Here is a 13,426-nt window from a genome sequence, read left to right as displayed (position 1 = left end):
GGTCGCTTCCCTCCGCAGTTCGATTGAATCCTTCGAGGGAAGGCTCTTGCTGTCAGCAACGTGATTGCCGGAAAAAATAAGCCCCTTGGCTGAACTTGCGCAAAACGTTTCTTGGAGATTGAAAGGCATGACTTGGATTCAGAGTCCATTCTTCTGGATGGGAACCATTAATATTTTGACCGGAATTTTCAGCGCGATAGCCGGCGGCAGAAAGGCGGCTACCGCCGTTTCGGCAAGTGTGTCCGGCGTCAAATCGAATCCGATCAATTACGTCGTTGGAGGACTGCTTACTTCGCTAATCGGCGTTGGCAATCTATTGGAGTATTCGATCGCCACCTGGGGAACCATTTTATTCATCTTGACTTCCATGTACGACGGTTGGCTAGGGAACGGAAGTAAAGATTGGCGATTCTCTACTTTGACAGCATTCGTAATCGTGCAAACGATACTCGTAATTTGGTCAGCGACGTTGTAATCGCCATTAATATTTTGATCCCCGTCGTTCTGATTGCGTCAATCTGGACGGAAACTCTGTCTATTCCGCCCTTGAGACTGCTACGCCTCAAGGGACGTGGAGTCGAATCTTGCTCACTGCCCCAGCCCAGGACTGGATCACGTTTTTTTGGGCAGGACCATTGGACCGGACTGGACTCCGTTTTTTTCGGATTGGAACATTGGACAGGATTGGACACCGGGTCGCCAAGAGTTGCTGGGGCTTTCACCGACCGACCCACGAAAAGCCAATCGCGCAGCAGTCCCCGCTCCGTCTGTCATCTGGTTTCCCCAGCCAACGCAGACAACTGCCGGATCCTCATCCCACAGTCGACCTAAAAGCCGTGCGCTTTGTCTAGAGACAAATTTTGGCGGTCTGGGTAAAGTCGCTGCGCTAGCCGCGGTTTTTGTCTCCCATTTTCCGTCGACAGAGAGTTCCCTTCAGAAACCGCGGCTAATGCCGTGCGGCTGATTTTGTGGGAGAAGCCGGAGCGAAAGGGGACTCTTGGTTTGGCGGTAGGCAATGTTTCAGGGACCGTTCGACTAGCTCGGGGTCGCCGACCGCGTCAGGAATCACGCGACCGACCAGGCCGATGCCGTGCCCTTGTTTGACGCAGCTGCGAATCGACGAGGCGAGGATCAAATCGAATCCTCGTTCCGGAAAATCGAAGACGCCAGCTTTGGTGAGGATCGCACGTCCTTCGTCGTCAGCGTACGAATCGCAAACCTTGAAGTTGCACTATTTGGCAATTCGCACACGATCGAACACCAACAAAGACGGATTGCACGACAAGGCAGGCTGGCGAAATTGGCTAGTTATCAGTGACCATCAGCGCCAGATGTGGTAGTTGATTTGCGCTGGATGTGCATTTATTCCTCTTGTGCCTTTGGCGAGTCCTCTGGAGTTTGCGCTGGCCGTGCATCCCTTTTTCTCGCGCTGTTCGCAGGTTCGCCAGCGCCGCGTATTGCGCGCGTACTAGGCCACGCAGTGCGCATGCTGAATTTTATATAGTATGACTTTGAAAGACCGTCATTTGTGATGCGGATTTAAGATATTTCTTGACCTGTTTCAGGATGTCGGATAGTTTGACATTCGTTAAGCTGGCCTTTCACTGAAGTACTATATTTATCGGGTAATTTGTTATTCGTGAGGCCGGTTGCTCATTCTCGCGTGCGGCCTGTTGCGCCCCATGCAGTGTTGCGACCCGAGGGTTGATTCTGCTAATTTCCTCGCATCCCCAGAGACTCGCTATGATCCGACTGCAAACGTACGAACCGAAGCCTTTCCTAAAGTTGCCTTCGCATCGTTCTTGGGCTGGTTTTACCTTGGTCGAACTGTTGGTGGTGATTGCCATTATCGGCGTGTTGATCGCGATGCTATTACCGGCGGTGCAACAAGCGCGTGAAGCGGCCCGGCGGATGCAATGTCAAAACAATATGAAGCAAATCGGTTTGGCGCTGCACACTTATCATGACGCTCACCTCACATTTCCGCCGGGAAGCATTGCGTTGATCCCGTCCAATACGGTTTCCGACTGGTGCACCTCTAGTACGAGCAACGCTACGCAAAGAGCTCCCTGGACGGTTCTGATTTTGTCTGGACTAGAGCAGAGCAGTCTGCAGCAGGCATTCATTTTTGAGGAGAAGTTTACGAGTTGGTCTTCCTATGCTGGAAGCACGGCCAATCACGCCGCTTTTTTGCTGCCAGCACCCACAACTTTTAAATGTCCCTCCGATCCTGTCTCCGCCGCAGAGGCGATTTCCGCAAATTATCGCGGCGTTCAAGGTGGACAGACCTCTCCAACAAACCATTGCGGCCCGATTAGACGTTTTTACAACAATGGACTTCTCTATGTAAATTCGCGGACAGGCTTCAAAAGCACGGTAGACGGTTCCTCGAATGTGCTCATGGTCGGCGAATCGCACTACAATACGACGTCCGCGAATTCAACTTCAAGCGCCTTGCTCGGCTGGGCGTCTTCCGCCAAGCCCAGCTCTACTGGTCCATTGACAGGCAATCTTGCCGCAGCCGATGGAGGGATCAACTCGGCGCCGATCGATCCTAACAGTGAAGATCCTCGCGATTATCAATCGCATCACTTTGGCAGTTTCCATGCCAGCGGCTGTAACTTTCTGCTGGCGGACGGCTCGGTCCATTTTCTGAGTGAGAACATCGATCTGACAATATTCCGCACTTTGGGGATACGCGACGATGGCCTGCCGATTGGAGGACTACCGTAGCGAATGATCGTGTCGTTCTATTGTGGATGTCCCCAAGGTAAGTGATGGATATGGATTACATGTTATTTTCGCGGCGCATACTTCTTGGCTGGACCGTATTCACCTGCTTGGCATACAGCCTTGGTTGCACGTCGCAGCCAGGAAACGTGAAGCCGCGATATGAAATCAGCGGGAACGTCACGTTCGCCGGCCAGCCAGTTCCTCAGGGGACGATTTTTCTGATGCCGGATCCTCAGAAAGGGAACACCGGGCCAGGCTCCACGGGAATCATTCGCAATGGCGAATTTCGTATTCCAGCTCAACGTGGCGTCGTCGGTGGCGCCTATGTCGTGTCGATCACTGGATTTGCTGCTCCTACAGGAATGTCTTCCGAAGAGGATCCGATGATAGGCGATCCCCTATTCGCTGAATTTCAGACGTTCACCGATCTTGCTGCGGAACGATCAACACAATCGTTTGAGGTGCCAGCGTCCCAAAAGAAGGTCAAAAAGTAAAACGTCAAATAACGAGCGGCTGGCGCTGAAATTTCACCTCTCGCTTCTGGAAGCCGCAAGCTATTACGCTGGGTAGGCTGCGTTAGGAAACTGCCATTTACGCACGCACATCGCTCCAGTTGCGGCTTTGCTGCGTTCTATTCTTCTCTTCTATCACCTAACGCGCTCAAGTTACTTGCCTAGTTTGGCTTTCACCAAGTCGATAAACGAGCGCAGGACTGGGTCTTCGGTGATGCGGCGACTGCGGTAGCCGTTGATTTCGGTTGGCGGTAGGCAATGTTTCAGGGACCGTTCGACTAGCTCGGGGTCGCCGACCGCGTCAGGAATCACGCGACCGACCAGGCCGATGCCGTGCCCTTGTTTGACGCAGCTGCGAATCGACGAGGCGAGGATCAAATCGAATCCTCGTTCCGGAAAATCGAAGACGCCGGCTTTGGTGAGGATCGCACGTCCTTCGTCGTCGGCGTACGAATCGCGATGGTTGAGCACCGAGTACTTGGCGAGGTCTTTCGGTAAGATCCGGCGGCGTTCGGCCAACGGATGACCGACCGGCATGATGACCATCGGTTCGATCTCGTACATCGGTTCCACCAACAGCTCAGCGGGATTGCGACAGCATTTGTTGTCGCCGATCACCAGATCAACTTCTCCCGCTTCGAGCATTTCGTTGCCGAGCGACTCAAAGACTTCCCGCATCACTAGACGAACGTCGGGAAAGTTGGCGCGGAACTCGGCGATTACTCCCAGCAGATCGTCGGTATAGCTGCGCGGTGGCGCCGCGACCGATAGCGTGCGCGGCGCGGTCTCACACGCATCATGAAAACGATGTCGCAAGGTTTCGAATTCGGCGATGATCGGCGTCGCCAGTTCGGCCAACAAGCGGCCGGCCGGCGTGATCTCGCTGCGGCGACCGTCCGACTCGATCAAGGTCTGTCCCAGCAACTGTTCGAGCGCCCGGATCTGTTTCCAGACTGTCGGATGCGAGACTTGCAGCGAATCTGCGGCGGCCGACATGCTGCCGTGTCGGACCGTTTCGCAATAGCTGCGCAGCTGCGGGTAGGAGATGTCTTTGTAGAGCAGCGTGAGCGGCGTTTTTGGGGGCATCCGAACGATTCCTGTTTGGCATTGCACTGGGTGCAATCTGTCGTTTCAAATTATTGTACCAAATGAAGTCTCGATTTAAATCACTTCCAAGATATACTCATTGCATGGGTTTCGCCTGGGTGAATTGTCGTTTTTAACGGCGAATTTGGTCCACAGGCGAAAGCCGATGCGACACGCCTGACAACGCAACGCTTCCTCTCCTTCCTGGGAAGATTTCGTTCGATGTTGACCAACGAGCGCGCTGGCTTTTGAGCTGCATGAAAACTCCTGCCTAAAGAGAACTCCATGTCGACTCCCCGCTGCTATCGCCGATCATTTCGCTGGATCGCTTTGCTGTTGATCCTGCCGATTCTGTGGTGCTCGACGTTCGAATCGCACGCCGCCGAACCGCCGGCGCCGAGCAGCGATGATCTGAAGTTTTTTGAATCGAAAGTTCGTCCGCTGCTGGTCAGCAAATGTATCGATTGCCACGGCGAGGATACCCAAGAATCGGAGCTGCGATTGGATACCTACGCTGGCATGATCAGCGGAGGGACGTCGGGACCAGCGATCGTGCCGGGCAGTCTGGAGGAAAGTCTGCTGTTGACCGCGGTCAGCTTTAAGCATGAGTTGCTGCAGATGCCTCCGGACGGCAAATTGGCCGCTGACGAAATCCAATTGCTGCAACAATGGGTGGAAAAAGGGGCGCCGCATCCGGAGAGCGGCGCCGCCGGTTCGATCACGCCGCGGCGCGGCGCGATCGACTTGGAAGAGGCGCGGAAGTATTGGGCTTTTCAGCCGATCGTCCGCCCGAAGGTTCCCGAAGTCGCCGGGCAAACGGCCAAGCCGAATCCCATCGACGCGTTCACCTTTTCTCATTTGCAAAAACAGGGTCTGACCCCTAGTTCCGCGGCGGATAAACGAACGCTCCTGCGCCGAGCGACGTTGGATCTGATCGGCTTGCCGCCGACGCCGGAAGAGATCGCCGCGTTTTTGGCGGATGAGACCCCTTCGGCGTTTGAGCATGTGATTGATCGTTTGTTGAGTTCGCCCCGCTATGGTGAACGTTGGGGGCGGCATTGGTTGGACGTAGTTCGCTACGCCGACAGCAACGGCCTGGACGAGAATCAAGGCTTTGTCGACGCCTGGCGATATCGCAACTATGTGATCGACGCGTTCAATGCGGACAAACCGTATGACCGTTTTCTGCAAGAGCAGGTCGCCGGCGATCTGCTGGAGAAAGCAGAGCAGCGGAGCGAAACGTCTGGCGACTATTCAGCGGTGATCGCGACCGGCTTTCTGACGCTAGGGCCGAAGGTTTTGGCCGAGAAAGACCCGGTCAAAATGGAAATGGACATCATTGACGAGCAGATCGATACGTTTAGCCAGGCTTTTCTGGGGATGACGATCGCCTGTGCTCGGTGTCACGATCACAAGTTTGATCCGATCTATACGGCCGACTACTACGCGTTGGCGGGGATCTTTAAGAGCACGAAGTCGATGCAGAACTTCACGGTGATCGCCAAGTACAACGAACGAACGTTGGCGACCGAAGAAGAAATCAAGCGGAAAGCGGAACTCGACGCGCAGCGAAAAACGAAGCAGACCGAACTCAACGCGCTCGTCAAAGCGGCCAATGCGGCGCTGCTGAAAGAATCAGGCGCCGAGGCCGGCAGCGCGGTTCCGGCCGACGTTGAACAAAAGTACCCGGCGGAAACCAAGACGCAATTAGACAAACTGCGCGAAGAAATCGCCCAGTTGACCGCCGCAGCGCCCGAGTTGCCGACCGCGATGGCGGTGGAAGAAGGAACGGCCGCCGATACGCAGATTCATGTTCGCGGCAGTCATTTGATGCTGGGGCGATCAGTCGAGCGGGGCGTGCCTGCGGTGATGAATCGCTCGGGCGCCCTGGAGATCGGCGAGTCGGAAAGTGGTCGTTTGCAACTAGCGCGTTGGCTGACGAGTGAGCAAAATCCGTTGACTGCCCGAGTGGCCGTGAACCGAATTTGGGGCTGGCATTTTGGGGAAGCTCTCGCGCCGACCACCGACAACTTTGGGCGGCTCGGAGAAGCTCCGACCCAGCCGGAACTGCTCGACTGGTTGGCCGTCGAACTGCGAGAGAACGGTTGGTCGATCAAGAAACTGCAGAAGCAGATCATGTTGAGCGAGACTTATCAGTTCAGTAGCCAGGCGATTGCCAAGAATGAGCAGTTGGATCCCGAGAACAAAGAGCATTGGCGAGCCAACGTACAGCGCATGGACGCCGAGTCGTTGCGCGATTCGCTGTTGGCGGTGAGCGGGCTCTTGGACACGAGTCGCGGCGAGTCGGTCTTGGATCTGCCGAAGTGGAAGTTGGTGTTTGATCACACCTCGAAAGATGCGACCACGTACGATACTTACCGCCGCTCGATCTATCTGCCGGTGATTCGCAACAACATGTACGACGGCTTCTCGCTGTTTGATTTCGCCACGGCGGATGTCACAACCGGAAGCCGGGGGACATCGACGGTGGCGCCGCAAGCGTTGTATGCGATGAACAGCAAGCTGTTTTTGTCGGCCTCGGAAGGGCTCGCGAAACGATTGATCGAAGAGTTTCCGAGCGACGTAGAAGCTCGCGTGCCGCGGCTTTACGAAATCACCTTGGGACGACTGCCGCAACCGCATGAAGTGGAGCGGTTGTTGAAGTACGCGGCGCAGCTGGAGCCGCTGCTGCAAACCGACGCCAAGATCGAAGATCCGCACCGCGCCGCATGGTCAGCGGTTTGTCAAAGCGTGTTGGCGTCGAACGAGTTTACGTACGTGGAATAACGCGTTTCGGACGGTGAATAAAAATGAACAACGAAAATTCCCCCACCTTGCTCAGTCGCCGCTGTATGCTGAGGAACTCGGCTGTTGGTTTTGGATATCTCGCACTGCAGGCGATGCTCTCGGGGCCGCAAAGTCTCTCGACCGCGAACGCCGCTTCCGCGACGCTGTCGCATTTTCCGGCGCGAGCGAAGCGGGTGATTTTCCTGTTTATGAAGGGAGGTCCGTCGCATGTCGATTCTTTCGATTACAAGCCGAAGTTGCAGCAAGACGACGGCAAGCCGTTCCCGTTTGAAAAGCCGCGCGTGCAGTTTGCTCCGACCGGCGACCTGCTCGGCTCTCCCTGGAAGTTTCAGCAGTATGGCGAAAGCGGCGTCCATGTCAGCGAACTCTTTCCGCATGTCGCCCAGCATGTCGACGATATCTGCTTTTTGAACTCGGTGCATGGAACGAATCCTTCGCACGGCGGCGCAGCGCTCAAACTGCATACCGGCAGCGACAACTTTATTCGCCCGAGCATGGGCTCGTGGGTTACCTATGGTCTGGGGACCGAGAACGAAAATCTGCCGGGCTTTGTCACCATTTGCCCTACTTTCGCACATGGAGGCGCCAAGAACTGGGCCTCGGCGTTTTTGCCGGCGCGATTTCAGGGAGTTCCGCTCGGCGTCGCATCGCAACCATCGACCAAAGCCGAAGTAAAGTACATCGCCAATCCGCAGTGGAACTCGCAGGTGCAGCGGATGCAGCTCGATCTGATGCAGGCGATGAATCAAGAACATCTGGCGACGTCGGGACCAGAATCGTCGCTGGAAGCGCGGATTCAAGCGTTTGAACTCGCCTATCAAATGCAGACCGAAATGCCGCTCGCCCAAAATCTGGCCGAGGAAACGCCGGCCACTTTAGAGATGTATGGGCTCAACGATTCGATGACCGAAGACTTCGGTCGGCAATGTTTGTTGGCTCGCCGCTTCGCCGAACGGGGAGTTCGCTTCATCCAGGTGACGCATAGCGACTCGAAGGTGCAATGGGATCAGCATGGCGACTTGAAAGCAGGCCACACCAAAAACGCGGCTGAGGTCGACAAGCCGATCGCCGCGCTGCTGACCGATCTGAAACAACGCGGGCTGTTAGAAGACACGCTTGTCCTGTGGGGGGGCGAATTCGGACGTACGCCAACTTGCCAAGGAAAAGGAGCGGACGGACGTGACCACAACCCAGAGGGCTTCACCATGTGGATGGCCGGCGCCGGCGTCCAAGGAGGACTGCGATATGGCGCGACCGATGACTATGGCTATTATGCGGTTGAGAACAAGATGCATGTCCATGATCTGCATGCGACGCTGCTGCATTTGCTGGGAATGAATCACGAGCAACTTACTTACAAGCACGCGGGTCGCGATTTCCGCCTGACCGACGTGCATGGCGTTGTCCATCACCAGATCCTGGCCTGACCTTGCTGGCGTCCTGTGCCCCATTTTTAATCCTCTCCCCCCCACGAAACGACAACATGCCGTCGAAGCAACGACTCTCCAATAGCTCCTACTGGAACGGCAAAGCTTACCTGAACACCGCAGCCGAAGGTTTGCCGCTGCAGTCGTGCGTCGACGCCGTTCAGCAATATCTGACGGCGAAATCGCATGGCGAACCAGGACGAGTCGAGTTCTGGAAAGAGTATGAGCGCGCGAAGCAGGGCGCCGCGCGACTCTTCTCGGTCGACGCGGATCAGATCGCGCTGATTAGCAGTACGACCGAAGCGTTAAATACGATCGCCCATTCGATCGATTGGCGGCCCGGCGATGAAGTTGTTTTCACCTCGAGCGAATTTCCCTCCAACATCTTTCCGTGGGTGGCGCTGCAGAGTCGGGGAGTGAAGCTGCGAATCGTGCATCCCGGCGCCGACGGGATTTCGGTCGACGATTTGCTCGCCCAGATCAACGACCGAACGCGACTGGTCACCGTCAGCCAGGTCAGCTACGCAACCGGCGAACATTTGAATCCAGAACCTTTGTGGCGACGCGTACAAGGGACGCCGACGCTCTTGTGCGTCGATGCAACCCAGGCGGCCGGTCGAGTTCCCGTTGATGGCCGCATGGCCGATTTTACGGTCGCCAGCGCGTTCAAATGGATGAACTCGATCCACGGCGCCGCGATCATGTCGGTCAGTCGCCGCGCACTGAGAGAAAATTTGCTGGGCCCGGCCGGATGGCTCTCGGCCGAAAGCTGCTTTGCCGACGATCGACTCGAAACGTTTCATCCCCGCGCGGACGGTCAACGTTTTCAAGCCGGAATGCCCAACTTTGACTCGGTCTACTCGCTGGCGGCCGCACTCGATTTTCATACGCCGCAAACGGTGAAGGAGCGTGCCGATCGATTAGCGCCGCTGGTGAGTCAGCTGCGAGCAAGCCTGGTTGAACTGGGGCTAACGCCGCTCGTGCCAGAGGCCCCGTCGCGACAGGCCGGCATCGTCCCATTCGCCTATGAGTCTTCAGCCGAAATGAAGCGACAACTGGCTGAGCGTGGGATCTTTGTGCAGGGAGACGACCGGCGAATTCGCGCGGCGCTGCATTGGTACAACACCGAAGAAGACGTCGAGCAGTATTTGACAGCATTAGGTGATCTGCTTGACGACGCAAAAGTTCCGACAACGCGACTGGAGAATAGTTCGACGTAAACATGGCGACAGACATAACGATCAAGAGCGACTCTACAGGGTTGCGCACAGCACGAATGAAGACGATCTCCGACAGAGGAACAACCGAAGTGAAAGCGGAACTCCAGAAGACCCATTTTCTTACCGACGGAGCGTCGCTCGCCGGGCCTGATCCGTTAGAGATCTTGCAGGAATTGGTCGCCATTCCGAGCGTGAACCCCTGTGGAGCGGATCTCTCGGGAGCGACGTATTTTGAACATGGAATGACGCGCTGGTTGACCCGCTTTTTCAGCCAACTTGGGACGCCGTTTGAGGTGCAGGAAGTCGCCGACGGACGCTGCAACGTGGTCGCCCGTTTGGATGTTGACCCCGCTGCGCCGACCATCATGCTCGAAGCGCATCAAGACACTGTCCCCGTTGACGGCATGACGATCGCGCCGTTCCAGCCGGTGTTAAAAGGGGGGCGTCTGTATGGCCGCGGCGCTTGCGACGTTAAAGGAGGCATGGCGGCGATGCTCGCGGCGTTCGCTCGACTAGCGACCGAGCGCCCAGATGGCTGTGCGAACGTCATCATGGCTTGCACCTGCGACGAAGAGTTTGGCGCCACCGGCGCACGTCACTTGGCGCGAAGTTGGCGTAATGACGATCGGTCGGAATCGTTCCTGACGTCGCCGCCCGACTTTTGCATCGTCGCCGAACCAACCGACTTGAACATCATCGTCGCGCATCGCGGCGTCGTTCGCTGGAAACTGCAAACCCTGGGACTCGCGTGTCACAGTTCGCGACCGCACGAAGGGGTCAGCGCGATCTATGCGATGGCTGAAGTGATTCAAGCGTTGCAGAAATATGCCGGCGAATTGCCGGAGCGTGTCGGTGAGCATCCCCTTTGCGGAGCGCCGACGTTGAGCATTGGGCGAATCGTGGGGGGGACCAGCGTGAACATCGTACCGCACGAGTGCGAGATTGAAATCGATCGTCGCACTAGTCCCGGCGAACGTTCCGATCAAGTGTTAACGGAATTGGAGGCCTATCTGCGCGGGCAGACGAGCGTCGACTTTGTGATGCATCCTCCGTGGATCGACGCCGATTCGCTGGCCGATGATCAAGATCCGCGCTGGGTCGATCGATTGCTTCAACAGATTCAAGCGATCTCTGGTCCGCGCGAAAAGTTGGGTGCGTGGTACTGCACCGACGCGAGTAGTCTCGCCGCAGCGGGAGCGCAAGCGGTGGTTTACGGTCCAGGTTCGATCGCCCAGGCTCACACGGCCGACGAATGGATCGAAATCGAGCAGCTTCGTCAAGCATGCGAAACTTACTATCAATTTTGTCTCCGCCCGATCGACATGCAGTCGCCTGCCTAATTCGATTCACCTCCGCCGTCAGGACCTGCGAATGACCATAAAATCGGCGAGTTCCGCTACGCTGCTCACCTTGATGGTGATTGCGATCGGCGTCAATTATATCGATCGAGGGAGTCTCTCGATCGTGAAGACCGATGTGGCCACCGAGTTTGAGTTGAGCAGCGTCCAGATGGGATGGTTGTTTTCGGCGTTCTTTTGGAGCTATGCGCTGTCGCAAGTTGCGACCGGCTGGCTGGTCGATCGCTTTGATGTGAAATGGCTGTACGCCGGGGGCTTTCTCATTTGGTCGTTGGCGACCGTTTCGATGGCGATGTCTGGCAGTTTCGCAATTTTCTTGCTGCTGCGCCTAGTGCTGGGCGCTGGTGAAAGCATCGCCTATCCAGCGACATCACGAATGATCGTGATGAACTTTCCAGAGCGCCGCCGCGGCATCGCCAACGCGTCAATCGACGCCGCGACAAAGCTCGGCCCCATGCTGGCGCTGCTGTTCGGAGGGCTGCTCGTCGCTAGTAACGGTTGGCGATCGTTGTTTGTGGTGGTCGGACTCGGCGGCTTGCTTTGGCTGCCGGCTTGGTTGTGGCTCGTTCCTTCGCAGCAGAAGCCAACCACCGATGCGCCGGCGACCCGCACTAACGTTCCGTTTTCAAAGTTGTTTAAACGACAGGAAGTGTGGGGAACGTCGCTCGGTTTTTTCTGCTTGGGATATACCTGGGCGTTTTTGCTGTCGTGGTTGCCGGCCTATCTCGAAGAATCCCGACATTTCTCCAAAGAATCGATGGCCCTGTTTGGTTCGATGCCGTTCGCCGCGATGGCGGTCACTTCGCTCTGCGGCGGTTGGTTGGCGGATCGCTGGATCCATGCGGGGGCTTCGGCGACGCTGGCTCGCAAAGTCTTTTTGATCGGCGGCCTGGTGCTTTGCTCGCTGTTCATGTTTGCGTCGGTGCTGACGCCGGATCCGCGGGCCTGTATTTTGCTCCTCTGTCTGGCATGTGCGTCGCTGGGCTTTTACACTTCGAATGTCTGGGCGGTGACGCAAACCTTGGCAGGACCCAACGCCGCCGGTCAATGGACCGGCTTGCAAAACGCGATCGGCAATATCGGCGGCGCAATCTCGCCGGCGCTGACCGGTTGGCTGGTGCAAGAGACCGGCAGCTACTACTCCGCTTTCGCCGCCGCTTCCGTCATGTTGGTGGTCGGCGTCTTCGCTTACGTCGGGCTGGTAAGACAGATCGTCCCGCTTGATTGGGGCGATGAAAAGCAAGAACTACAAGGGGCTTTGTGATGAGCAATTATCCGGAACAACCGTGGATGTCGCGTCGCCGCTATTTGCAAACCGCCGCGGTCGCCGTCGCTGGCGCTTCGCTCAGTCTGGCGAAAGAACCAGAAAAGCCCGGCTATATCGACGCGCATGTGCATGTCTGGACGCCGGATACGACCACCTATCCGCTGGGAAAAGATTATGACAAAGCGGCGATGAAGCCGGCGAGCTTTACCCCGGGCGAATTGTTCGCCGAGTGTCGCCCTGAGGGGGTCGAGCAAATTGTCTTGATTCAAATGAGTTTCTACCAATTTGATAATCAATACATGCTCGATTCGATCGCCAAGTATCCCGATACGTTCCGCGGCGTCGCGATCGTCGATCACAGCAAGCCGGGCGTCGGCATCACGATGCGCAATCTCCAAGATCAGGGAGTGACCGGATTTCGCTTGTACGCTGACGCCAAGTCAGCCAATGCCTGGCTCGATTCGCCAGCGATGGCGACGATGTGGAAGTCGGCCGCCGATACCGGCCAGGCGATCTGCTTGCTGTCGAATCCGGACGCGTTGCCGGCGATCGAAAAATTGTGCCGCCGCTTCCCAAAGACCAACGTCGTGGTCGATCACTTTTCTCGGATCGGAGGAAGCGGAACGATTCAGCAAGCCGACCTAGACAATCTCTGCAAGCTGGCGTCGTTCCCGCAGACCTACGTCAAAACTTCCGCATTCTACGCATTCGGAAAGAAGCAGGCGCCCTATCTCGACCTGGGCCCCATGATCAAGCGCCTCCGCGACACCTTTGGCGCCCAGCGACTGATGTGGGCCAGCGATTGTCCTTACCAAGTGCAAAACGAACACACTTACGCCGCATCGATTTCGCTCATTCGCGACAAACTCGAATTTTTGACCGCGGAAGACAAAGCATGGATGCTGCGAAAGACGGCCCAGTCGGTCTATTGGGGCTAGGAAGAAAAGCGGCGCAAGAAATTATTGCTGGGGCCTGCGGCGAAGTAATTTGATAGGAGAAGTCGTCATTCGTAGAA

At 56.5% G+C, this 13,426-nt stretch carries 11 protein-coding genes; 9 read left to right on the top strand and 2 right to left on the bottom strand.

The window, feature by feature from the left end:
• Positions 1-127 precede the first annotated feature (127 nt).
• Complete coding sequence (locus M4951_RS16255; protein WP_262022702.1) at positions 128-475, top strand: hypothetical protein; 348 nt, start codon at positions 128-130, stop codon at positions 473-475.
• A 471-nt stretch (positions 476-946) separates the two neighbouring features.
• Here the strand turns inward: M4951_RS16255 and M4951_RS16250 are convergent, their stop codons facing one another.
• Entirely contained in the window at positions 947-1,135 is a 189-nt protein-coding gene (locus tag M4951_RS16250; protein WP_262022701.1) for a hypothetical protein, read from the bottom strand.
• Positions 1,136-1,743: 608 nt separating this feature from the next.
• On the opposite strand from M4951_RS16250, the gene M4951_RS16245 reads away from it, so the two are divergent.
• Positions 1,744-2,733, top strand: coding sequence for a DUF1559 domain-containing protein (locus tag M4951_RS16245; protein ID WP_262022700.1), 990 nt, complete (start codon positions 1,744-1,746; stop codon positions 2,731-2,733).
• 44 nt (positions 2,734-2,777) lie between these two features.
• Positions 2,778-3,227, top strand: a complete 450-nt coding sequence (locus M4951_RS16240; protein ID WP_262022699.1) for a hypothetical protein — start codon at positions 2,778-2,780, stop codon at positions 3,225-3,227.
• Positions 3,228-3,398: 171 nt separating this feature from the next.
• On the opposite strand, the gene M4951_RS16235 is transcribed toward M4951_RS16240, so the two are convergent.
• A complete protein-coding gene (locus M4951_RS16235) occupies positions 3,399-4,331 on the bottom strand; it encodes a LysR family transcriptional regulator (protein WP_262022698.1) in 933 nt (310 codons plus the stop codon).
• Positions 4,332-4,616: 285 nt separating this feature from the next.
• Between M4951_RS16235 and M4951_RS16230 the strand changes: the two genes are divergently transcribed.
• The 6 genes from M4951_RS16230 (at position 4,617) to M4951_RS16205 (ending at position 13,349) form a co-directional block, all read left to right on the top strand.
• The gene (locus M4951_RS16230) at positions 4,617-7,118 is read left to right on the top strand and encodes a PSD1 and planctomycete cytochrome C domain-containing protein (protein WP_262022697.1); all 2,502 of its coding nucleotides are present in this window, start codon (positions 4,617-4,619) and stop codon (positions 7,116-7,118) included.
• A gap of 23 nt (positions 7,119-7,141) precedes the next feature.
• A complete protein-coding gene (locus M4951_RS16225) occupies positions 7,142-8,566 on the top strand; it encodes a DUF1501 domain-containing protein (protein WP_262022696.1) in 1,425 nt (474 codons plus the stop codon).
• 56 nt (positions 8,567-8,622) lie between these two features.
• The gene (locus tag M4951_RS16220) at positions 8,623-9,786 is read left to right on the top strand and encodes an aminotransferase class V-fold PLP-dependent enzyme (RefSeq protein WP_262022695.1); all 1,164 of its coding nucleotides are present in this window, start codon (positions 8,623-8,625) and stop codon (positions 9,784-9,786) included.
• 89 nt (positions 9,787-9,875) lie between these two features.
• The gene (locus M4951_RS16215) at positions 9,876-11,126 is read left to right on the top strand and encodes a M20 family metallopeptidase (protein ID WP_262022694.1); all 1,251 of its coding nucleotides are present in this window, start codon (positions 9,876-9,878) and stop codon (positions 11,124-11,126) included.
• Positions 11,127-11,157: 31 nt separating this feature from the next.
• Positions 11,158-12,408 (top strand): MFS transporter, encoded by a 1,251-nt coding sequence (locus tag M4951_RS16210; RefSeq protein WP_262022693.1) that lies wholly within the window; start codon positions 11,158-11,160, stop codon positions 12,406-12,408.
• On the top strand, positions 12,408-13,349 hold the full coding sequence (locus M4951_RS16205; RefSeq protein WP_262022692.1) for an amidohydrolase family protein: 942 nt from the start codon (positions 12,408-12,410) through the stop codon (positions 13,347-13,349). The genes M4951_RS16210 and M4951_RS16205 overlap by 1 nt, the downstream gene beginning before the upstream one ends.
• Positions 13,350-13,426: the final 77 nt, after the last annotated feature.

The organism is Blastopirellula sp. J2-11 (genome assembly GCF_024584705.1).
GTDB lineage: Bacteria > Planctomycetota > Planctomycetia > Pirellulales > Pirellulaceae > Blastopirellula.
The sequence above is the reverse complement of the archived record's forward strand: the minus strand, read 5'-3'. Positions and strand labels throughout refer to the sequence as shown.

What these genes read in the sequence shown, in the direction of transcription:
- M4951_RS16240 (WP_262022699.1), top strand. Translation starts at nt 2,778, where the DNA reads ATGGATATGGATTACATGTTATTTTCGCGGCGCATACTTCTTGGCTGG.
- M4951_RS16220 (WP_262022695.1), top strand. Translation starts at nt 8,623, where the DNA reads ATGCCGTCGAAGCAACGACTCTCCAATAGCTCCTACTGGAACGGCAAA.
- M4951_RS16235 (WP_262022698.1), bottom strand. Translation starts at nt 4,331, where the DNA reads ATGCCCCCAAAAACGCCGCTCACGCTGCTCTACAAAGACATCTCCTAC.
- M4951_RS16210 (WP_262022693.1), top strand. Translation starts at nt 11,158, where the DNA reads ATGACCATAAAATCGGCGAGTTCCGCTACGCTGCTCACCTTGATGGTG.
- M4951_RS16205 (WP_262022692.1), top strand. Translation starts at nt 12,408, where the DNA reads ATGAGCAATTATCCGGAACAACCGTGGATGTCGCGTCGCCGCTATTTG.
- M4951_RS16225 (WP_262022696.1), top strand. Translation starts at nt 7,142, where the DNA reads ATGAACAACGAAAATTCCCCCACCTTGCTCAGTCGCCGCTGTATGCTG.
- M4951_RS16245 (WP_262022700.1), top strand. Translation starts at nt 1,744, where the DNA reads ATGATCCGACTGCAAACGTACGAACCGAAGCCTTTCCTAAAGTTGCCT.
- M4951_RS16230 (WP_262022697.1), top strand. Translation starts at nt 4,617, where the DNA reads ATGTCGACTCCCCGCTGCTATCGCCGATCATTTCGCTGGATCGCTTTG.
- M4951_RS16255 (WP_262022702.1), top strand. Translation starts at nt 128, where the DNA reads ATGACTTGGATTCAGAGTCCATTCTTCTGGATGGGAACCATTAATATT.